The organism is Campylobacter majalis, assembly GCF_905120465.1.
GTDB classification, from domain to species: domain Bacteria; phylum Campylobacterota; class Campylobacteria; order Campylobacterales; family Campylobacteraceae; genus Campylobacter_A; species Campylobacter_A majalis.
The window spans coordinates 17,216-39,129 of sequence record NZ_CAJHOF010000011.1; the positions used below are offsets into that span (position 1 = coordinate 17,216).

Below are 21,914 nucleotides of genomic sequence, written 5' to 3' on the forward strand. Positions count from 1 at the left end.
AGTATATGATTTTAGATCAACTAATTGGATTTTTTTCAAGTGACATGGGAATAGACTTAGGTACAGCAAATACCTTAGTATTAGTAAAAGACAAAGGTATAATTATAAACGAGCCATCAGTTGTAGCTGTGCAACGCGAAAGATATGGCAAACAAAAAATTCTAGCAGTCGGACAAGCAGCAAAAGATATGGTCGGTAAAACTCCAGGCGATATTGAAGCAATTCGTCCAATGAGAGATGGTGTAATAGCTGATTTTGACATGACTGAGAAAATGATAAGATACTTCATAGAAAAAACTCACCGCAGAAAGAGCTTCTTAAGACCACGCATTATAATCTCAGTCCCATACGGCCTAACACAGGTTGAGCGTAAAGCTGTTAAAGAGAGTGCATTAAGTGCTGGTGCAAGAGAGGTGTTTTTGATAGAAGAGCCGATGGCAGCAGCTATTGGGGCGGATTTGCCTATTCGTGAGCCACAAGGAAGCTTGGTTGTAGATATTGGTGGTGGCACAACTGAAATAGGCGTAGTGTCGCTTGGTGGCTTAGTTATATCTAAATCAATACGCACAGCCGGCGATAAGATGGATACTAGCATAGTAAATTACATCAAAGAAAAATATAACTTATTAATAGGCGAAAGAACTGGCGAAGAGATAAAAATCAACATCGGCTCAGCCGTTCAATTAGAGCGAGAATTAAGCATTATAGTAAAGGGTCGCGATCAAATGACTGGTCTATTAAGTCGCATAGAATTAACAAGCGAAGACGTTAGAGAAGCTATGCGTGAGCCACTGAAAGAGATAGCAGACGCTCTAAGAACAGTGCTTGAGATGATGCCACCTGATTTAGCCGGAGACATAGTAGAAAACGGCATAGTATTAACTGGAGGTGGTGCATTGATACGTGGGCTAGACAAATATCTAAGCGATATAGTTAAACTTCCAGTAAGTATAGCTGATGAGCCACTATTAGCAGTTGCTAGAGGCACAGGTAAGGCACTAAGTGAAATAGGACTGCTTCAACAACTAGCAAATGAAGACTAAAATTTTACTATTTTTATTGCTGATTTTGCTTACAAGTTTTTCTTTATATAAAAACTCAAGTGTTAGCAAAATAGCAATAAGCATAAACAATAATGTCCTAGGCGTGTACACCGATGTTGCAAATAGTATTAGTAATTTTATAAATGAACATTTCAAACAAGCTAGCGAGATACGCAACTTAAGAATACAAAATGCCGAACTTGAACATGCAGCAACGCTTTTATCAACATTTGCAAACGAGTTAAATCAGATTTTAATCGATAAAAGCTCAGCAATTTATGAGCCAAAAATCAAGCTTGTCAAAAGTCTAGGATATGCAAATATAAGCGATTATAATAAAATTTTTATAACAGGCTTTGATGATTATAATGCTAGTAAAATTTACGGATTAATCTATCAAGGCAAAAGCGCAGGAATTGTAATCTCAAAAAACCAAAAGCCAATGGCAATACTTCAAACCGATCCAAAAAGTATATTTTCGGTGCATATAGGAAATGATAAAATTCCAGGTGTTGCACATGGAAACAAACAGGCGATAATAGTAAAATACATCCCACAATGGCTTAGCCCAAAAATCGGTGACGAAGTCTTTACAAGTGGTCTTGATGGGATATTTTTTAGTGGCGTTTTGGTAGGAAAAGTAACAAACGTATATGATGAAAACGGATACCAAAGTGCCATTGTTGAACCATTTGTTAGAGTTAATAGCCCAAGTTATTTGTATGTAGTTATAAAGGAAAAATAATGCCAAAAAGACAAGATATAAACACCATTTTACTAATAGGCTCTGGACCTATTGTGATAGGACAAGCATGTGAGTTTGACTACTCTGGCACACAAGCAGCAAAGACGCTAAAAGAACTAGGCTATAGGGTTGTATTAATTAATTCAAACCCAGCAACAATTATGACAGATCCTGATTTTGCCGATGCTACATACATAGAACCAATCACAAAAGAAGCCATATCAAGGATTATACAAAAAGAAAACATCGATGCAATACTACCAACAATGGGCGGACAAGTTGCATTAAATGTCGCCATGGAGCTTTATGAGAACAATATGCTTGGTGATGTTAAATTTCTAGGTGCAAATCCAAAAGCTATAAAAAAGGGCGAAGATAGGCAAATTTTTAAAGAAGTAATGGCAAGCATTGGCATGGATTTACCAAAATCCGCATACGCATACAATTACGACGAAGCCATGAAGGCGGCAAATGAAATAGGTTTTCCTCTCATGATACGAGCATCATTTACGCTAGGTGGTGCTGGTTCTGGTGTAGCATACAATATAGATGAATTTAAAGAACTAGCACAACTTGGACTTGAAGCATCTCCGATACATGAAATTTTAATCGAAGAGAGTTTGCTTGGATGGAAAGAGTATGAAATGGAGGTCATTCGCGACAAAAATGATAATTGTATAATTGTTTGTTCTATAGAAAATCTCGATCCAATGGGTGTGCATACAGGAGATAGCATCACAGTGGCACCAGCCCTAACTCTAACTGATAAAGAGTATCAAGCTATGCGCGATGCAAGCTTTGCTATACTTAAAGAGATAGGTGTAGATACTGGTGGCTCAAACGTCCAATTTGCCATACATCCAAAAACCGGTAGAATGATAGTCATCGAGATGAATCCACGCGTTTCACGCTCATCAGCACTTGCTAGCAAAGCAACAGGCTATCCAATAGCAAAAGTTGCCACGCTTCTTGCGGTTGGCTTTAGTCTAGATGAGATTAAAAACGACATCACAGGCACAGCTGCTAGTTTTGAGCCAGTAATTGATTATATAGTTACAAAAATTCCGCGTTTTGCATTCGAGAAATTTCCAGGCTCAAACATATATTTAGGCACCGCCATGAAATCAGTTGGCGAAGTAATGGCAATAGGCAGAACCTTTAAAGAGAGTATTCAAAAGGCACTTTGTAGTCTAGAACGAGATCTTGGAGGCTTTGATGAGCTAAAACTAAGTCGCGAAGAGATTGTTTTTGGTCTTAGAAATGCAAACGAAAAACGCATTTTAATGATCGCACAAGCCTTTAGAGATGGCTTTAGCATAGACGAAGTGCATGAAATTTCAAAAATAGATAGATATTTCTTAAACCAAATCAAACAAATTGTCGAATTTGAAAACTCAATTGATATGGATATATTAAATGATGAAAATTTATTAAGACAAGCCAAAACAATGGGTTTTTCTGATAAAAAAATAGCACAACTAATAAACGAAAAAGACAATCTAGAACTAAGTCAAAACGACATATTTTTTGCTAGAACCAAACTTAATATCGAGTTAGAATATAACGAAGTAGATACCTGTGGTGGCGAATTTAAAGCTTTAACACCATACCTTTACTCAAGCACAAATGTAACAAATTTACCAAAAATAAATAAAAAACACAATGACAAAAAAGTAATGATAATAGGTGGCGGACCAAACCGCATAGGACAAGGTATAGAGTTTGATTATTGCTGTGTTCATGCAAGTTTTGCACTACGCGATCTTGGCATAAAAACGATAATGTATAACTGCAATCCAGAAACCGTTAGCACCGATTATGACACATCAGATGTGCTTTATTTTGAGCCGATTGATTTTGAGCATTTACGCTCTGTTATAGATGTAGAAAAACCAGATGGCGTGATAGTGCATTTTGGCGGACAAACTCCGCTTAAATTTTCAAAACGCCTTAGCATTGCTGGTGCAAAAATAATCGGCACAAGTGCTAGGGTTATAGATATCGCCGAAGACAGAAAGAAATTTAGCGAGTTTATCGATAAAGTTGGCATAAAACAACCAAAAAACGACACCGCCACAAGTGAAAGCGAAGCGATACAAAAAGCAAATCAAATCGGCTATCCTGTGCTTGTTCGTCCTAGCTACGTGCTTGGCGGACGCGCAATGAGAAGAGTGCATAGTGATGGTGAGTTAAGAGAATACATGAGCGAGGCAGTAAATGTCAGCAATAACTCACCTGTGCTTTTGGATAAATTTTTACAAGATGCAACTGAGCTAGACGTCGATGCAGTCAGCGATGGCGTAGATGTATATATAGCCGGTATAATGGAGCATATCGAAGAGGCCGGCATTCACTCAGGCGATAGTGCATGTATATTACCAGCTCAAAGCCTTAGTGATGAGATGATAAAACAGATACAAACTCAAACCAAAACAATCGCCTTAAATCTCGGTGTCATAGGACTTTTAAACATACAATTTGCGATTTTTGAAGGCAACTTATACATGATAGAAGTAAATCCTCGTGCAAGTCGCACCGTCCCATTTGTCAGCAAAGCAACTGGTATGCCAATCGCCAAAGTAGCAACTCGCGTAATGTGGCAGGGAAATTTACGCGAAGCACTGAAATTTTACGATAAGTTTAATATGCTAACCGAAGAAAATGGCGTATTAACACATAAAAAATTAAGCCACGTGTGCGTAAAAGAGGTGGTATTGCCATTTAATAAACTAAGTGGTGCAGATTTGATACTTGGACCAGAAATGAAAAGCACAGGTGAAGTCATGGGTATAAGCGGTGATTTTGCAACGAGCTTTGCAAAATCACAAATCGCCGCTTCAAACACGCTTCCAACTAGCGGAAATGTCTTTTTGACATTGGCTGACGCCGATAAAAATATAGGCATTGAACTTGCCAAAGAATTAGTAAATTTAGGTTTTAATATAGTCGCAACAAGCGGAACGCATAAAATTTTAGAGCAAAATGGCATATGGGCTGAGTTTGTCTATAAAATCAGCGAAGGACGCCCAAATATCGAAGATAGATTAAAAAATGGCGATATTGCACTTGTAATAAACACAAGCGATAGCAAATCAAATGCAAATGATGGCAAAAAAATACGCCAAAATGTGCTTAGATTTAAATTGCCATACTTCACAACAATGCGTGCAGCTTTAGCTGGTGCGAAGTCTATCAAGTCCGCACAAGATGGACTTGCGTTAAATGTGAAATCTTTACAAGAGTATTTAAAATAAAATTTAGCATGAGCTTTTGGCTTGTGCTAAATGCTTAAATTAATAAGGCATTTTTGCTTCTTTCTTTATTTAATTTTGCATAAATCTTATCAGAATAGTGTTAAAAAAATGGGTTAAATTCTATTAACACATTGCTTGTGTTTTAAAATTTTTAGATAATCAAACTAGCCAAGGTCGTTATTTTGACTTTGGCAAAATTAATTTTTCACTATTAAATTTACAAAATATTTTAAATTTAAGCAAAAAATTATCTTTACTATTATATAATCACACTTCTTTTTAAGTGGTTGGATAGCTCAGTCGGTAGAGCAGCAGACTGAAAATCTGCGTGTCGGCAGTTCGATTCTGCCTCTAACCACCATTCTTTTTAAAATCCCCATTTTATCGATATTTTGAAGCTTTAAGGTTTGGCTAGGTACCATCTTTTAGTAATTTTTCTATTTTTAAAACCATAGCCATACGGTCAAAGCAGATGATATAGTCTAGAATATATATAAAACATTTTTATAAAAATCGAACAACCTAAAAATCTTAATATTTTTTTAACAACAGCCACTTAATCCAAATTAGACAAATGGATAATTCTTATATAAATCTTAAGTTTTTATTCCAGGGATATAGCTAGTAAAATGGTAGCAATCAAAAATTTTCTTATCTGGGCGAGGATACTTTTTGTCCGACAAGTCAGACAAAAGACCTCGTTAGGGATTATCCCTAAAACCCTTTTAAAGCCCATTGCAGAATGTGAAAATCTTATAAATACAGTCGCTAAACGATATCCAAATTTAAAATATGGCTTAGTCGCCTAAAACAGATCATCAAATCTAGTTTAGCATTTCTATCGAATTTATTATCGCTTAACATATTTATCGATACTAATCTTTTGCATACGTCGTGCGCCGCGGCAGCCTCTTGAAGGTCGCGTTCGTTAAAATATTTAACGTATATGCGTAAAATTTTATTGACGTCTTTGATTACGCCCGTAAAGTCTTCTATCCATTGGACATAATAAACCTTTCTCCAATCCTCCACTTGCTTATCTAACAAAAGACAAACATCTTGCATGTATTGTTTGGTGTTTGCATCCAGAGATACTACCAAAACGTCGGCTTCGTTCAATTTACGTCCCAAGGAATAAACTAGATTAAAAAGATCGCTTCTAGCCATTTCGTATTTAGTGATAGGCAGATTTAAATTTAGATCTTCGCCGACACTTTTGAGTTCGCTAGCGTTTTTCGAATTTTTACTCGTCATATTTTCTTTCATAGTTTATCTCCTAAATTAAAACTATTTTAGGAGATTTTATAAAATATCTGTGACAGGTTATGTCATTTTAGATAACCCCTGAGCAAATTTTCAAATTTCTTCTTTAAATTTAAAGGTTCGACTATCTTTATAAACGGTAGCCAGTATTTTACGACCCACAGTATCTCGTCGTCATAAGCTACTTCTGTGCTTATGATAATTTTATCTTCTTCTTGCACTACTTCGTAGTTTGGCAAAAACTCTTTTCTCTTAAAATACTCCATAGCTTCGTTTTTGATTTCAAGCGTAACCTTAAATTTAGCATCCGAAAACCAGTTTGTGTCGTTTTTTTCGATACGTTTTAAAAACTCGGCGTTTGCAGTAAACATATCGCCCTTTATCTTTATATGTTTTATTTTAGAGAGAGTGAAATTTTTAAGTTTACCCTCGTCATCTGCTAGCAGATACCATATGCCGCTATTATTTATTAGTTTATACGGGTTTAGTTTGCGCTCTTTACCGTTATATTCACACTCCAAGATACGGTTTTTGATGACTGCGGCACTTACAGCTTCAAAGTCGTCTCTTGAAATTTGTATACTTTCAAACCCTTGGTTTTTGATTAGATAGGCTTTGTTTAGCTTCTCGTTTAAAACGTCGCTGATAAATCTACTGTCTAGCTCTGGAAATAGCGATCTTGCGCCAATTAGCGCGGCAAAGGCTTTTATGTCCTTAAAGCCTAGTTTGCCAAGAGCGTACTCCTCTAGAAAATACTTGCCGTTTTCTTTTTGGATAGGTAGGATACTAAGCCGCTCAAAGTCTCTTAAAATAGTCCTTTTATTTACGCTAAACTCTTCTACGAGCTCGTCTATACTTAGTCTTTCACCGCTGTTTAGCTTTACTATGATTTGAGTAAGCCTGACGGCGATTTTATCGTGAGAGCGCATTTTAACCTTCCTATTTAAATTTGACGTATTTTAGCTAATTTTTTCCTTGCAACACAACCTGTCGCTATGCAATGCTAAATTTACGTTGTAATTTAAATCAAAGGAGATCAAATGAGTTTAAACGTATATTTTATCCAAAAGGCTAACGAGACGGTAGCTAAAGCAAAGAGCTTTAAGATGAGCGAACTAGCAGGTCAAATGCTAAATTTAACCCAAAGCATAAAGCTAACTAAAAAACCGATCGACGAAGATGAGCAAGAAATAGACGATATGTACTATAAAGATGCCTTTGGTCCCTTTGGAGGCGTAGCAAAAACTATCGGATACGCTGCTAAAACGGCTATGGGACTAGATGAGTATAATGAAATAGACGAGAATATCCTAAAAAAGCTATCTAGGATGGAGAGTAAATTTCACGAAAACTATTTACCTGAGCTGCTTTTAGAAATCGGCAAAGACTACGGCGAGCAGGAAAATGATGCTATAAATTTAGCCATAAACCCACTAGCCCAGATAGGTCTAGATAAGGCTTTGATCAAATTTTATTGGACGCTAACTCAGCTCCAAATAGCCATAAGCGTTCAAAACCTACAAGCCGGCATGAACGGAAGCAGTAAGGCAAGTGCGATGAAAGAAGCCCTAAGGCAACTGCAGGCTATGGCGCAAAACCTGGCGACTATTGCCGGGGAGTATGATTGGGAGGTATGCGGAGTGGAATTTTGCGATAAAGTCAAGGAGGAAAAATGAACACGAGTAAGTCTTTTGCAAAAATAAGCGATATTTTAAAACAAATCGCCGATAATACAACTTCATACAAGGACGCCGATGAAGTGTTGAGGTATTACAAAGATAGGTTTGAGAGTTTTGAAAACATTATCAATAATCCCGAGCTAGGCGCAGATGACGATCTTAAATTTAACGAATACTACAAAATAAACGAATGGCTAGCAAAAAGGCAAAAAAGAATAGAAGGGCTAAAATCCAAAAACTCATTTGAGCTTAGCCCTTTGCGCCGAATTTTAAAAATACTCGATCGAGCGCTAAGTAAGATAGTTTGCGAGCTAATAGCGGTGTCGCTCAAGGGAAATAACCAAAGCAAAAATTTAGCGTGCGAGGTCGAGCAACTCATTACCCGCCGGGGCACCGTAGCTGTAGTACAGGCACAAGCAAAAGGTAAAAAAGCCGCGCTAAATGCTACTAGAATCTTTTTTGGCTTCATTTTTATACTCTCTCTTGCTCCATCCACTACGAATTTCAAGCGTAAGCACTTTTGTAAAGTACTTGCTTCCTATAACCTTTCTTAGCAAAAAGACGTTTGGTTTTTCTTTATGCATGAATAAGCAAGTTTCAACCTTTTTATAATTGAGTTTATTAATCGCCATTTTAATGCCTAATACAACAATCCAAATAGCCAAAGCGGTATCTTATTGCCACTTCCTGCCTCTATTTCATCAGCAGCTATATATGAGTTTGAGATATCCTTTATCTGTTCAAAGCCCTTATTTTTACCGCCCACTTCAAATATAAATTTATCATCTACTATAAAGTCACCTTGTTTTGGGATATTTAGCCTATGTTTTACCTTTAGTTGATTAGCAAAAAAAGTCTCTCTTATGGTGCCCGCCTTACAATCATCGCCGTAAGCGTAAATTAAATTTGTATTATTCATATATATTTTTGCCGGTTTTACTAGCTTGCTAAGCCCACTGCTTTGCTCATCTATCATATTTACTAGCCTTGCATCGTTTAGATAGACAATATAATCATATAGCTTAGCTCTGCTTATCTCGGCAAGAGCTGCGATTTTAGTGTAATTCACCTCAAACGGCTCGCTTTGGCAAACCACTTCAAGCAGTTTTTTGAGCTTATATGTGTATTTTTGCTCAACTAGGCCTAAAGACGTTAGATCTACGTCTATACTTAGATTAATCGTATTTAGTAAGCTTTCGTAGTATGAGCTTTGCTTATTGAAGTAAAATGGGTAGTAGCCAAATTTGAGATATTTTTTAAATTGATTTTGCTTTATTTTTAAGTCATTTGCTATTGCTTGATGGTCTTTTAGTATCGTCTCTAGGCCAAATTTATCTATCGTTATACCATTTTCAAGCTCTAAAAACTCCCTAAAACTAAGTCCTTCTAGACTAAATACACTAACTCTACGCGATAAATCGCTCTTTGCATTTAGTATGCTTACCGCTGATGAGCCTGTAAAAATTACATTTAAAGGACTCATGTCGTATATAGTTTTTAGGTGCGCGGCAAAATCTTCATACTTGTGCACTTCGTCCAGTAGCAGATATTCGCCGCCGCTATCTAGAAACTCGAAAGCAAGTTCGCTAAGACTAGCAGAACCTAAAAACGGATAATCAAGACTTATGTAAAGAGCCTTTTTGTTTTGAGCTTTTAATTCAATCAGCTTTTGAAAAAGCATTGTGGTCTTACCGGTACCACGAGCCCCTACTATACCGATAAGCTTTTCGTTAAAATTGATTTCATTGTATAAATAACGCTTGTATGTCGTATTAAAGTTTTTAAGAAATCTTTCTTGATACTGTTCTATTAAATTTAACATTTCTATTCCTTTATGTAATCGTCTATAATCGTAGACGATACTAAGACATGATAGCATGAAAATTTTAAATTGTCAACGTCTATGAACGTTTATAATGTCACATGGTATTTTATTTAAAATTCATCCTCTAAATTTCTGTTTATTAAAGTTATTTATAATATCCATCTTGTCTATGTTTAAGCAGTTCAAACTATTTGAGTTACCATAAATCATATGTACTTATTCTATAATAATAGACTTTTGAATGTTTTATAAAATTCTTTGAATCATTCTTAGCAAATTAACATACATTTACATCATCAAAAGTTATATAGTTTGGTATATGTTTATATTATTTAAAAACAAAAATCTAAGTTTTCTGATTTAGCAAATATGCTAAAAGCATTTTAAAAGATTATTCATTGGGGAAATTTATTCATTCATACATATCTCTATTTGCCTTTACTAATTGAAATGTTTTTCAAATTGCTTATTGATATACTTTTTTAATTTTCCATCAGTATCAAAAAATGCATATCCATTAAAATATAAACGACCTAAATCACTATTATCTGTTGTAAAAACCATCTTTTCACCAGATATAATCCAAACAATACACATATTACAAACATTTAAAAATTCATTTAATTTATCTTTTTTAATCAATAGTCGCTGCGCGGTTTGATTGTCTGAACTTGGATCAAAACAAACAGTATTACCATCTTTATCTAAAAAGTATATATCTCTTTTGGAATATTTAAGTCCAAGTCCGTCGTATAAAATTTTGGACGGCTTACATATTTGAAAAATATCGCTCTTAGATGTATCAAATTCCGCTTCCCAAAAATATTCAATTGTTGTATTTGCTACATCTATATCTTCTATTTTAAACCACTCAAATCGATAATCATCTTTTAGTGCATCATATGTTACATAGTCGTAATGCTCCATATTAAACATCTTGTAACAATCTGGCAAATCAATCAAATTATAAATTAGGTTAGGTTTATCATTTAATGTTTCAGCAAATCTAGTTATATCATGTTTTTTAACTATATAACTTCTAATAAATAACCTAACATCCTTGTGAGATATGCTTAAAATATCTTCAGTATCAAGGGGCTCGATAAATTTTTGGTACAAACTTAAAGTAATCCACTGTTCTTTATCATTTTTACGCTCTAAAATATCGCTTAAATTTGGTAAATCTTTTTCATACTCTAGCCATTTTTTATTTTCCATATCCCAGGCAAAATTATATTCAGCGTCCCACCAAAACTTTTTAGCAAAAGTGCTATTTCTTTCATAGTTTTTTAAAAGTATCGTAGGATCAATATCTCTTACATAAGGTTCAAAAGCTCCTATATATTTTACCTCTCTTGTATCATCACCATATCCGTTATACATTTTAAAATTATCGGTTATGCGTGCCATTGTCTCATAAAATGAAATCCATTGATATTTTTTACCGACTCTTTCTATCGTATGCTTATATCTATTTAAATCATATTTTGTTCTATCTTTTATATTATTTTCTGCTTCATTAAAATATTCTCCATCATAGCCATACTTTTCAAAGATATTTTTTATAGCATAATTACTTATAAGTCCTGCACTGTCTTTGCATTCAAAATCATACAAAGCACTTTCAAAAACATATCTTCCAAAATCGCCATACATATATCCGTTGATACCTTTTTCAGTTGCCATTGATGATATTATCCTACTTTGATGATAATTTTTATCCCTATCCTCATATTTTTTAATCTCTTCATTTGATGGCAGTTCTTTTAATGACGGAAAATAGCTTTTATATGGCGGATATACTTTATCAATACTAATATCCAAATTTATGCCCTTTTTTATTATAAAATCAATAGAATTTCTAGCATAATCTCTTAATAATATATGTGGATATACTTCATCTTTATTGAAAATTTGATTATAAATATACTCTCCAAGCTCTTTAAAACACCTAGTTTCAGTTGTTTTTACTAAAGCACCATAAGTCGCAGCAAACAATCTTTCACTTATATAAGGCTCATGGATCTCTTGAAATTTTTGTAGTAATTTTAAAGTCAAATTTGTTCTATCAATCAAAACACAAGTCAAGGCTTTTGTCGCACAGTCTCTTAGTCTTCTATTTGATGTGCAAAAGAGCCAAGCAATAGCTATAGCTGCTAAAAAAATGTACTCATCATCTATATAACTTTTATCTTTACTAGACCAACACCAATCTATCAGTCTAACTATAGGATTCATATCTGTATCAAGATAAATTTTATTTAGTATGGTTATAAAAAATGAATCTCTTTCTTTCATGCTAAATTTAGATAGATACGCAAACATAAACTCGGCATTAAAAAGATGATTTGGCAAGGTAGCACATGAGTAGAGCATATAAAAAATATCAGCATTAAAATTTTCATTAGAAATATTTTTTCGCACTCGTTCTACTGTGCTTTGCGGTATAGAAGCACCTCTGTATGGCAAACTTTTTAAAAAACAATCAATCACCACCATATTATCTGGTTCTAATAATTCATATATCTCAGTGCCATTAAATTTCTCCGGTATCTGTACACTAAGTGCTTCAATTAAGCCTGTATAGTACGAAAAACCATCAGTCTTTAGATAAGGCAATACATATTGTGTAAAGGTTTGCTTTAAATTATTTTTATCTAATTTTTCTATAAGATATTTAGCTATGAAATAATCACTTAATTTTTCATATGTAAAATAAACATACTCTTTATTGTCAATAATATTTTTAGAAAGAAGCCCTTCGCTTACCAGTTCGTTTAAAAAATTACCATCAATGCCAAATTTTTGTAGCGTTCCATTAATAGCAATGAATCCACTCTCATAATCAATCAAGCTACTTCTTGTATCAATTACTAGAACAACCATAGCATCGATAGCTTTTTGTATAAACCCTAAACTTTTGCAATTTGGATATTTTAGTATAAGAGCGTTTTGTATATGATCTATATATGACTGGACTATCTGTGAAAAATTTATATGCGACATAAAATTATATTTTTGTGAAAATCCTTCGCAAAATAGTTTTAAAAATAGCGGATTTGAAAATTCAGGATTAAGCAAAGGCGTTCTTGGTGCCGGTATATTATAATAGTCAAAAAATACATCCACAGCATTATCATTTGCACCGCTAAAACCGTTATGAAATATTTTAGAAATAGATAACTCGCGAGGCAATATATGTTCAATATATGAGCTTCTTATACTAAAGGCTACACCAAGCCACTCATGTCTTTTAATATCCTCAACAAAACTTATAATAAAATTTCTCCAAAAATCTTTGCCGGCACCCTCATTTATTGCATCTATAAAAATAATAATTTTGTGAGAATTTGCCTGTGCCTTTGAGTTAAGCGCTCCAAGAAATTCATCTTTATTAAATTTTGCAAAACCAAGCAAATTTAAAATTTGCGCCCATGGATCTTTAATCTCTATAAGATGCTGACCTAAAATAAGTATGGATTGTTGGTTATTTTTGGCTCTGTGTTTAATTATATCCGCAAACAGATGCGATTTGCCAACTCCTGAATCACCGCATAATATCAAGCAACGATCTTTAGTGATTTGTAATATTTTTTTATTTTCTCCAATAAAATTGAAAAAATCATATATGTTATCTTGAAATTTATCTTCATTAGATTCTTCGCCAGATGAAATTATTGAAACCAAATCATTTTTAAATATAATTTTTTGAATACCATCAAGAAGTCTTTCAAATTTATCATAGTCAAAATTGGCAAAATTCAAATTTGATACAAATTGTTTAATCAAATTAACTTCATTTTTTAATTCACTTGGAACGCTTGTAAGTAAAACGAAATCTTTACAAAATTTATTATAAATTTCAAAGAATTTGCTTCTTATTTTTGCTAAATACTGTGAGTTCTCATCAAAAATTTTAAAATATTTATAAATTTCAAGTTCAATACTAATTTGCGGTGAATACCTAGCCCCCAAGCTCTTTATGGTATTATCATTTTGTATATTAAACCAATTATTAGATAAGTCAATCTCTCCAAAAAAACACTTAACTAATCCCGTGTTTTTTTCATCTTTAAGCATTTTAATTAATTCATGGCTTCCCCAATAAACAATATCTATCTCTTTAGAATAATCGCTCTTAGCCTTATCTTGCCATTTTTTGACCCATTTTTCCCATTTATCTTTAAATGATTCCTTATTATCCACTCTAGGATCAGCTCTATCAATAGGAATAGCCACATAATATGATTTTAAATTTGGGTGCTTTTCGAGTGCCGTTTTTATAGAGCTATCAAGTTGATTCCATTGAGTTTGTTGTGGCGTTGATAAAAAATACTTCGCCTGAAATCCAATCTCATCACCATTTTCTTTTATTATATAACACTCGACTCCAGCGTCAGGATTACCTACTTTGATAAATTTACCATCTTTAGAAAATTCTAAACTTGCTAGCTGACAAACAAGCTCTTCAAAGGCATTATTTTGCGAGCCATTTAAACTTATAATATTATTCCAATTCATAATATAACACTTGTATTTATTTTAGAAATTTTTATCATTTTTACAAAAAACAATCCAACTTTTTCTTTTGCCTCCTCTATTGCACGGCAAGTTACTATCTTGATAAGCAACATTTCCAGCTTATCAATTAAGACTTTTTGCGTAGTGCACTAACACTACGCTATCTTTTTCGCCTTTTATTATGACTTTAAAAAAATAGCCTTTGATTTTTGTAGTTAGTGGCACACAAATAAGCAAGATTGTTCTTTCATTATATAATATGCTTTGACACTAACAATAGAACGTCTTCTAGCCTATTCGTACTCTGTTTAAAAGGCTAAAGTCTATCCATATTATATCGCCTATATCTGACAAATAGCTTATATCTATTCTTTGTAATCTATGCTACTTACATTATTTTTGCTATACAAATTTCTGCAGTAATGTCTTCTATTAACTTAATTAGTTTTTTATCTTTTATCCATTGCAGGCTCTTCGATTTTTCGTTTTTCTGCTTTTATATTTGATTAACGTAACTTATCCTAAGCTCGCGAAAAATATTATTTAGTATTCTGAGCTCTACACTATTGTATCGCTTGCTTAATATTACCTGTATACAATATCCTTAAATTTTATTAACTATAAAATATATAACTTAAAATATATAAATCTAAAAGCATAAACATACAAATTTAAAATCTGCGTGCCGAAACAAAACACGCAGATCTTTAACTTTTAAATGGGTACCATATTGGGTACCATATATTTTATCATTTTTTGTAAATTATTATAAATTAATATAAACTTAGAATATCGTATTCTAAGGAATAATATACTTACATAAACCTTAAGAAATACTAGATTGTTAGATTCTGCCTCTAACCACCATTTAAGTTTCTTGCAATTCTAAATAATTCTCTTAATTTACTTTAATTTCCCTTGTTTGCGATGCAAAAACAAGTTTTGTCCATCTTTATCAGTATAATTACAAAAGAAGTAAAAATAAGGCGTATAAAACTAGCAAAAAAGTATTTTAAATCAAATCCCGAGGCTGCAAAAGATATGCTTATATATACACTTGAGTGTAGCCCAAAGATAGCTGGGATTTGTTTTAGTTTGGGGAATTTTTATCATGATTTAAGCAGGTATGACATCAAAAGCTGTGAGGCGATAGCGTGGCTGATATTTGAAAAGCTAAAAATAAAAAAGCCGTCTTTAAAAAGGTTTGAGAGATTTGACATTTATATGTATTTGGCATATGAAAGATGGGTATGCGGACTTTATAAAGAGGTTGTAAAAATGCCAAATATAGACTATAAAATTTTTTGTTTTTTGGCAAGCGAGATTACAAAATGGTTAAAAAATGAATTCATACCATCGGCTATGCTACGTGAAATTTTAAAGGATTTTGCATATGATGATATGGTGTGGCAACTTGTCATGTGTGATGTATCGTGGGCTAGGCTTGATGATGATTTTGAGATGTATGATGAGTGTTTTGACTGTGGCCCAACATGGTTTGCTGTTAATTTTTGTGATGACTTGTATAATACTTTAAGCGATATAGCTAACCAAATTTATTACAATAAATAAGAGAAGGTTATAGGCAAAAGTGATGCGGGAACAACCTGGAAGTATTTGAGTTGGCTATGATGAGTAAAAGCCTAACATAAGTGCGATTATTATAGTGCATTCTCTTTAAAAATTTTATATTTGCCAAAAATACCAAACTCGCACCGATAGTGCTTAGAAGGGCTGATTTTAGCAAATATGAAGCGGCAGGGCTAATTGAGAAGTATCAGTCCTACTGATAGCTAATCACAGCCCAAAAATTTATAACCCTCACATCAGTCCAATCACCGATAAATTCGTCCCTAAACGAGAACTCTCCGCCGTTTCTTGCTATCTCTCTTTGTATGGGGTCGATGCAGACATCGGCTATTCTCATGAGTTTTAGTCGCTCACTCGCTTCAAAATACACAAAAACGCGTTTTGATTTTCTCACGCACTCCCAAAACTCATCGCCTAGCTTATGAAGTAGATCGTAGATGTCGCACCTACAGTTAAACAGACTTTTTGCTTTCATTTTATCCTTTAATGTCTCGAAATTTTAGCAAGTTTTTAAGACATTGGGTGTCTGGTTTTAATTATTTTTCGGAGTTTTGTTCTAATCCTAGTAATTTTTTCATTTCTTTGCCGTGTTTTTGTGATTTATCGGCAGTCCAGTCCGAATTTTGAGTTACGTCATTTAGCGCGAGTATCATTTTTAGGCTTTGCGGATTGTATTTGCCTTGTAGCCAGTTGTCTATCCTAGCTTTTTTCTCATTGACATCTAAATTTCCCAAAGATGAATTTCTCGAGCTTGAAAGAAGGGCTAAATTTCCAAAAATGTCTATGCTATTTTGATTATCTCTGTTTTCTGAAAAGCCATTTTCATTGCTTTTGCTTTGTGGCTGTATATGCTCGACTGAGTTTAGCTGCGAAAGGGTGTAGTTGTTGTATAGTTTTTGACGTTCTTGTTTGTCTTTTAGATTATCCCAAATCATACTATTTTCATCACCAAGCTCTTTCCAAAGCAGATACTCAAGCCTATAAAACCAATAGTGTGGTGTCGCTGTGCCACTATCTAAATTTTTATTTTCTCGACTTTTGGCTTTTTCTTTGTCTAAATTTTCTAAAAATTCAATATGCTTTGCCTGCTCTTGCACTTCATTATTATTCTCGCAAAATTTCAGATACTCCACCAGCCATTCATTTGAACCTTGCACTTCAAAAAGCAACTGAGCCATTAAGAGTTTTTTATCCCCAAACTGCTGTATATGTTCATCTTGTGTTCTTTTAAAAACATATTTATCAAATAAATTTCTGTATTTAAAAAGTGCTTTTATAAAATCTTCGCTATTATTTTTCAATATGAAGTCATCAAAATTTTTAACTAAATGTTTTGTAGAAAGTGGTATATCTGGTTTTACAATTCTTCCTACAACTGCAAGAAATTCTTCAAAATTTACTATGCTTTTTACTTCATAGTTCTTTTTATTTTTACCTTGTTCTTTATTGATCTCTTTATCAAGCAAACCATTTATACTTAAGTCTTCTGTATCGTTATTTTCTTCTGCAACCCCATTTGTTTCTTTTGTAAAATCTTTTTGTATTTCAAATTTTTTTATTTTATCTTTTGTTTCATAAAGCTCATCTTGCATAAAATAACTATCCATATCCGCACAATGATCCCAAATTTTAGCTACATTTATACCCGTTTCCTTCAGGGCATCTACAAATTTTGCTTTTAAAATCTCATGCTGTTTTAGTTGCTGTTTGTTTGTATTCATCGCTTCAAAGTATCGTCCAGCATTTATATCGCTAGGAAGTTCGGTAATGGTAAAATACACATTTTTTAAGCATTTTTCAGCGTCTTCTTTTTTGATATTTCTTGCTATAAAGCGACACATATTATTTAAGCTAGACATTGCAAAATCAGTATTTGCAAAATTATCACATTCTAAATTACGCAGTTTGTCATTATCGCTATCATCTACGGCATATTCTATACTAAAGCTTTTTTGTTTTGTGAATTTTGCTAACAAAAACAAGCTCATAAGTCGCTGTTGTCCATCTATGATAAATTCATCTTGTGTAACGATATTGCCTATGTAGAGTTTTTCTTGTGCATCATCGACTAATGCCTTGATATCCTCTGCTTCCCACGCATACTCTCTTTGATAAAATGGGACTATAAATTTTTTATCTTTTAGATCATTAAGATTACAATGTTTTATCATTTTTGCTCTCCTTTAAAGTTATAATTCCGAATGAATTTTCTTTTATTTTTTCTTTATCTTTATAATTGTCTGTTAGTAAGTTTAAAGCCCTTTCATTTTCTTTTATCTGTCTTTTTTTATCTTCTTTTAAAAAAATGCTAAAACAATTTGCAAGTATATCATCTTGCATTTTTTCTATCAGATATCCACTAAAATCACTTGTTTTTACAAGCCCAAAAATATGCTTTAACCTATCTATGATAGCCCACGCATTGTAATGTATCGCACTATAGTAAGACATAACGGCAAACATATGTAAAAATGTAAGGTCAAAAAAACGTTCAAAATTTTTATCCATTGTGTATTTATCCACGTAAAATATCATCATTATTCGCATTGCTTGATTTATGTAGTATTTATGAGAAATTTCGCACTTTTTAAAAATGCTTTCATAAAGCTCTGTCTTGGTAAAAAGATAATCAAAATACTCATTGCCCTTGATGATGTTTGAACTAAACTTCATCGGCAATTCACGAGTATAGCCACTGTTTTTAATACCCTTAAATTCGCCGAACACTCGTCTATCCCACTCTATATAATACCCCATCGTAAAATTTTCACCATTAAAAATTTTTCTCGCGATATAAATATCGTTTAAAGCACTTTCAAGCATTGAAAAATTCGCATTCCACCAAAGCTCTAAAGTCTTTTTGTTTTGATACTCTTTGTGCTTTTGTGCGATTTGTTTTTGCATGGTTTCATCTACGCAAATATATGAAAAATGGTGATTTTTTAGAAGCTCCGCATCGGTTAGACCCTTGCCTCTCGTATTTTGCGTGTCAAATATATCAAAAGCTTCATCGATACTTTTAACCATACTGTAAGTTACACAAAGCTTATTTTTTATAAAATCCATAGCTTGTGTTTTATCTGTTATTTTTTGTTTTATAACATTATAATTTCTAATTAAAGCATTTTTTGAGTTTATATTAGGTTTTTGTTTTAAAAATTTGCACTCCGAACCACAATACTTAAGTATCAACGCCAAAGTCGTGAGCCTTTGCTGTCCGTCTATGATGTCAAGATTGCCATCATTTTCATGAAGTATAATGTTGCCGATGAGATATTGTTCTTTGCCTAGCTCTATCGCTTCTAAAATATCATCTATCAGCTCATTTACATTTTGCGTACTCCACGTGTATGGGCGTTGATAGTTTGGGATAGAAAGGGTTTTGCCCTTTAAAATTTCATTGCTATTTGAATTTTCTAGCTCCAAAATTTCCCCAATACTAGCCGTGCCGACACATAAACCATTATCGACATTTAAATCAGTTTCATTTGCCATTTTAGCCCCTTTGTAATTTTTATAAATTATACCAAAACCAAGGGGGCTTTAATCGCCGCTAAATATTTGTTTTTATCTGTAAAAATATCTCTTAATTTTCATGAGTTTTATAAAATATAAATTTAACTAAGCAGATGCTACTTTAAACGTGACAAAACAAAGAAAAATTCTCAATCAAGCCTCGTTATAAAGTAGCAACAACTTGCAAACACCATCGCATATAATTCAATCAAAAAATATTTGTCTTGATTGGCAATAAGTCTATTAAGCAAAAATATGTCTTTAACATATACCAAAACAAAGCATTTAAAATTTCACAGCTACGTTAAACATAAACTGCCTTGCATAGCCCATTTGCACAGGGATAACTTGTGCATTTGTGCCAATAGATGATGATTGATAGTATAATTTATCGGTTAAATTTTTAATATTAAATGAGAAATTTGTATCATGTCCTAGCACTTTTGTATCATAACTAGCAAACATATCATAAACTACTGCATATGGTAGCTTGTATTGATGTCCTGAAGTGATACCAGCATTTGCTAGAGTTTTATTTGTGCCTAGATAATACGTATACCACGAGCCAAAGTATCTAGCCCCACCACCTACTCTAAGACCTTTTGCACCAAGGTGAGTAAAGTCATAGTTTGCAAACACACTTCCTTGATGTTTTGGCGTAGCCTCAAGAGCCTTGCCAACAAGCACAGCATATGAGCCTTTATCTTTTATGTATTTAGCATCTGTATAAGCATAACTAGCTGACAAACTAAGCCCTTTACTCACGCGTCCATTAAAGTCAAACTCAAAGCCACGAGATCTAGCCTCTCCAACTGGCACATATGTGCTTTGTATGGTTCGTGCAATATTTTTCTTTGTTATGTTAAACATCGCTGCTGTTGCCGTAATGCTATCATTTTGAAATTTTGTCCCAAACTCAACGCTTTCGCCCTCTTCAGGTTCGATTGAGCCGATATTATCGCCACTAATTGCCATTTGCGGATTAAAACTTTGTGCATAGTTTGTATATATGCTCCACTCCGGTGCAATCAGATACAAAAGCCCCAATTGATAAGTCATTTTACCATCTTGTTGATCCGTTGTTGGCGCATTTTCATAGCTGTTTCTAGCCACTTGATCGTAATAATCATATCTTAATCCAAGTGATAAAATAAGCTCATCTGTTAAGTTGATATTATCTTGTGCATATATGCCAAAGGTTCTTAGTTTTTGATGTTGGATGGTTTTTTGTCTAGTTGTTGGTAGGCTTAAATTTCCATATACTGGATTATAGATATTTATCGTGCCACTTGGATTTTGCAAAGCACCTGGACGGTAGCGGTAGTAGTCTTTAGCATCCACGCCCAAAAGTAGTGCGTGAGATATAATGCCTGTGTCAAATACTCCATTTAACGTTAGACTACCAGCATGTGTGCGATGTATGAAGCCATCAAAGTACTCAGCTCTTCTATTTAGTGCTGCAGTGTTTGGATTGTATGTTTGCACCCTTGCATGACCGTATTCGTGTTTAGACTGAGAAAATCCATAACCACCACGTAGCAGCCAACTCTCTGCGATATTTTTCTCAAAATTTACATCAATCGTATCAACGTCTACTTTTAGTCTGTTGTATGGCTCATCTAGCCTGATTTTGGCACTTACAGGCAAAAACTCGCCGCTAACTGGATAGATATAGCATCCTCTATCAATCGGACTTAAAGACTTTGTGTGCGTATATGCGAAATTTATACCATAATCATCGCCCCTATACGATATGCTCGGTGCAAATAGATAATTTTCATAATCACCAAATTCACGCCAATAATCTTTTTTCATATAATCAAAAATAAAACGATAAGCAAATCCACTCTCGCCAATGGCTCCAGTTGTGTCAAAGCCTGAGTTTATATAGTTTTTGTTACCAAAACCGAGCCAAATTTCATTTTCAAACTCATATTTTGGTTTTTTGTTACCATATTTATGATGCCACCTGGCTCTTGTGCACCATATAATAAACTAGCTGGACCTTTTAGTACCTCAACACTTAAAACCGTTTTGTTATAGCTATGCATGACTGTTGCTGGTATGCCATTTCTCATAATAGAACCATCTCTACCACCGCCAAATCCACGCTTGATAATTGAATCAAATATCCCACCAGTCGTGTTTCCATAGCTTATGCCACTCACATTTTGTAAGCTCTCAGCTAAGCTCTGTGGCTTTTTGTCCTTTAGTTGCTGATTGGTTACGACATTTACGGTTTGTGGTATTTCAAGTATAGGCGTGGTAGTTTTGCCTATCTCACTCATCTTTGCCCTATATCCGTCATCAGCACTCTCTATGACGTTTATCTCATCTAGCATTACGCTATCATTTGAATATAGTAAAGTAGCACACAAAACAGCTATCAAACTAAGATTTTTACCCATAAAACTCCTGTAATTTTGAAAATTTATATCATTATACAGCATGTTTTTTAATAAAATAAAAACATAATTC

Annotated in this window: 15 protein-coding genes and 1 tRNA gene; 7 read left to right on the forward strand and 9 right to left on the reverse strand. The window is 33.7% G+C overall.

The genetic code is table 11. The features are described 5' to 3' along the window. Positions 1–5: 5 nt before the first annotated feature. The 4 genes from LQU93_RS06405 (at position 6) to LQU93_RS06420 (ending at position 5,403) form a co-directional block, all read left to right on the forward strand. A complete protein-coding gene (locus LQU93_RS06405) occupies positions 6–1,043 on the forward strand; it encodes a rod shape-determining protein (RefSeq protein WP_229933058.1) in 1,038 nt (345 codons plus the stop codon). Next, a complete protein-coding gene (gene mreC / locus LQU93_RS06410; RefSeq protein WP_229933059.1) occupies positions 1,033–1,788 on the forward strand; it encodes a rod shape-determining protein MreC in 756 nt (251 codons plus the stop codon). Before LQU93_RS06405 ends, mreC begins: the two co-directional genes overlap by 11 nt. After that, positions 1,788–5,042 (forward strand): carbamoyl-phosphate synthase large subunit, encoded by a 3,255-nt coding sequence (gene carB, locus LQU93_RS06415; RefSeq protein WP_229933060.1) that lies wholly within the window; start codon positions 1,788–1,790, stop codon positions 5,040–5,042. Before mreC ends, carB begins: the two co-directional genes overlap by 1 nt. A 285-nt stretch (positions 5,043–5,327) precedes the next feature. Then, positions 5,328–5,403, forward strand: a tRNA-Phe gene (locus tag LQU93_RS06420). A 407-nt stretch (positions 5,404–5,810) separates the two neighbouring features. Here the strand turns inward: LQU93_RS06420 and LQU93_RS06425 are convergent. Continuing rightward, positions 5,811–6,308 (reverse strand): hypothetical protein, encoded by a 498-nt coding sequence (locus LQU93_RS06425; protein WP_229933061.1) that lies wholly within the window; start codon positions 6,306–6,308, stop codon positions 5,811–5,813. A 62-nt stretch (positions 6,309–6,370) separates the two neighbouring features. Beyond that, on the reverse strand, positions 6,371–7,234 hold the full coding sequence (locus LQU93_RS06430) for a helix-turn-helix transcriptional regulator (RefSeq protein ID WP_229933062.1): 864 nt from the start codon (positions 7,232–7,234) through the stop codon (positions 6,371–6,373). Positions 7,235–7,345: 111 nt separating this feature from the next. Here LQU93_RS06430 and LQU93_RS06435 point away from each other — a divergent pair, with 111 nt between their 5' ends. Further along, complete coding sequence (locus LQU93_RS06435; protein ID WP_229933063.1) at positions 7,346–7,981, forward strand: hypothetical protein; 636 nt, start codon at positions 7,346–7,348, stop codon at positions 7,979–7,981. Then, the gene (locus LQU93_RS06440) at positions 7,978–8,538 is read left to right on the forward strand and encodes a hypothetical protein (RefSeq protein ID WP_229933064.1); all 561 of its coding nucleotides are present in this window, start codon (positions 7,978–7,980) and stop codon (positions 8,536–8,538) included. Before LQU93_RS06435 ends, LQU93_RS06440 begins: the two co-directional genes overlap by 4 nt. Before the next feature lie 86 nt (positions 8,539–8,624). Here the strand turns inward: LQU93_RS06440 and LQU93_RS06445 are convergent, their stop codons facing one another. Both LQU93_RS06445 and LQU93_RS06450 read right to left on the reverse strand, forming a co-directional pair. Next, a complete protein-coding gene (locus tag LQU93_RS06445) occupies positions 8,625–9,806 on the reverse strand; it encodes an ATP-binding protein (RefSeq protein ID WP_229933065.1) in 1,182 nt (393 codons plus the stop codon). 444 nt (positions 9,807–10,250) lie between these two features. Next, complete coding sequence (locus tag LQU93_RS06450) at positions 10,251–14,330, reverse strand: ATP-binding protein (protein ID WP_229933066.1); 4,080 nt, start codon at positions 14,328–14,330, stop codon at positions 10,251–10,253. Between the two features lie 927 nt (positions 14,331–15,257). Between LQU93_RS06450 and LQU93_RS06455 the strand changes: the two genes are divergently transcribed. Then, complete coding sequence (locus tag LQU93_RS06455; RefSeq protein WP_229933067.1) at positions 15,258–15,902, forward strand: hypothetical protein; 645 nt, start codon at positions 15,258–15,260, stop codon at positions 15,900–15,902. Positions 15,903–16,113: 211 nt separating this feature from the next. On the opposite strand, the gene LQU93_RS06460 is transcribed toward LQU93_RS06455, so the two are convergent. The 5 genes from LQU93_RS06460 to LQU93_RS06480 all read right to left on the reverse strand — a co-directional run bounded on the left by LQU93_RS06460 (position 16,114) and on the right by LQU93_RS06480 (position 21,844). Beyond that, entirely contained in the window at positions 16,114–16,395 is a 282-nt protein-coding gene (locus LQU93_RS06460; protein ID WP_229933068.1) for a hypothetical protein, read from the reverse strand. A gap of 61 nt (positions 16,396–16,456) precedes the next feature. Continuing rightward, positions 16,457–18,091, reverse strand: a complete 1,635-nt coding sequence (locus tag LQU93_RS06465; protein WP_229933069.1) for a DUF262 domain-containing protein — start codon at positions 18,089–18,091, stop codon at positions 16,457–16,459. After that, entirely contained in the window at positions 18,075–19,415 is a 1,341-nt protein-coding gene (locus tag LQU93_RS06470; RefSeq protein WP_229933070.1) for a DUF262 domain-containing protein, read from the reverse strand. Before LQU93_RS06470 ends, LQU93_RS06465 begins: the two co-directional genes overlap by 17 nt. Before the next feature lie 306 nt (positions 19,416–19,721). Beyond that, entirely contained in the window at positions 19,722–21,251 is a 1,530-nt protein-coding gene (locus LQU93_RS06475) for a TonB-dependent siderophore receptor (RefSeq protein WP_229933071.1), read from the reverse strand. Between the two features lie 68 nt (positions 21,252–21,319). Beyond that, positions 21,320–21,844, reverse strand: coding sequence for a TonB-dependent receptor plug domain-containing protein (locus LQU93_RS06480; RefSeq protein ID WP_229933072.1), 525 nt, complete (start codon positions 21,842–21,844; stop codon positions 21,320–21,322). Positions 21,845–21,914 lie beyond the last annotated feature (70 nt).

Excerpts from the sequence above, each read along its gene's own strand:
- LQU93_RS06425 (WP_229933061.1), bottom strand. The coding sequence starts at position 6,308 with ATGAAAGAAAATATGACGAGTAAAAATTCGAAAAACGCTAGCGAACTC.
- LQU93_RS06470 (WP_229933070.1), bottom strand. The coding sequence starts at position 19,415 with ATGGCAAATGAAACTGATTTAAATGTCGATAATGGTTTATGTGTCGGC.
- LQU93_RS06440 (WP_229933064.1), top strand. The coding sequence starts at position 7,978 with ATGAACACGAGTAAGTCTTTTGCAAAAATAAGCGATATTTTAAAACAA.
- LQU93_RS06430 (WP_229933062.1), bottom strand. The coding sequence starts at position 7,234 with ATGCGCTCTCACGATAAAATCGCCGTCAGGCTTACTCAAATCATAGTA.
- LQU93_RS06455 (WP_229933067.1), top strand. The coding sequence starts at position 15,258 with ATGCAAAAACAAGTTTTGTCCATCTTTATCAGTATAATTACAAAAGAA.
- LQU93_RS06475 (WP_229933071.1), bottom strand. The coding sequence starts at position 21,251 with ATGAAAAAAGATTATTGGCGTGAATTTGGTGATTATGAAAATTATCTA.
- LQU93_RS06405 (WP_229933058.1), top strand. The coding sequence starts at position 6 with ATGATTTTAGATCAACTAATTGGATTTTTTTCAAGTGACATGGGAATA.
- LQU93_RS06480 (WP_229933072.1), bottom strand. The coding sequence starts at position 21,844 with ATGGGTAAAAATCTTAGTTTGATAGCTGTTTTGTGTGCTACTTTACTA.
- LQU93_RS06435 (WP_229933063.1), top strand. The coding sequence starts at position 7,346 with ATGAGTTTAAACGTATATTTTATCCAAAAGGCTAACGAGACGGTAGCT.
- LQU93_RS06465 (WP_229933069.1), bottom strand. The coding sequence starts at position 18,091 with ATGATAAAACATTGTAATCTTAATGATCTAAAAGATAAAAAATTTATA.
- LQU93_RS06450 (WP_229933066.1), bottom strand. The coding sequence starts at position 14,330 with ATGAATTGGAATAATATTATAAGTTTAAATGGCTCGCAAAATAATGCC.
- LQU93_RS06460 (WP_229933068.1), bottom strand. The coding sequence starts at position 16,395 with ATGAAAGCAAAAAGTCTGTTTAACTGTAGGTGCGACATCTACGATCTA.
- mreC (WP_229933059.1), top strand. The coding sequence starts at position 1,033 with ATGAAGACTAAAATTTTACTATTTTTATTGCTGATTTTGCTTACAAGT.
- carB (WP_229933060.1), top strand. The coding sequence starts at position 1,788 with ATGCCAAAAAGACAAGATATAAACACCATTTTACTAATAGGCTCTGGA.
- LQU93_RS06445 (WP_229933065.1), bottom strand. The coding sequence starts at position 9,806 with ATGTTAAATTTAATAGAACAGTATCAAGAAAGATTTCTTAAAAACTTT.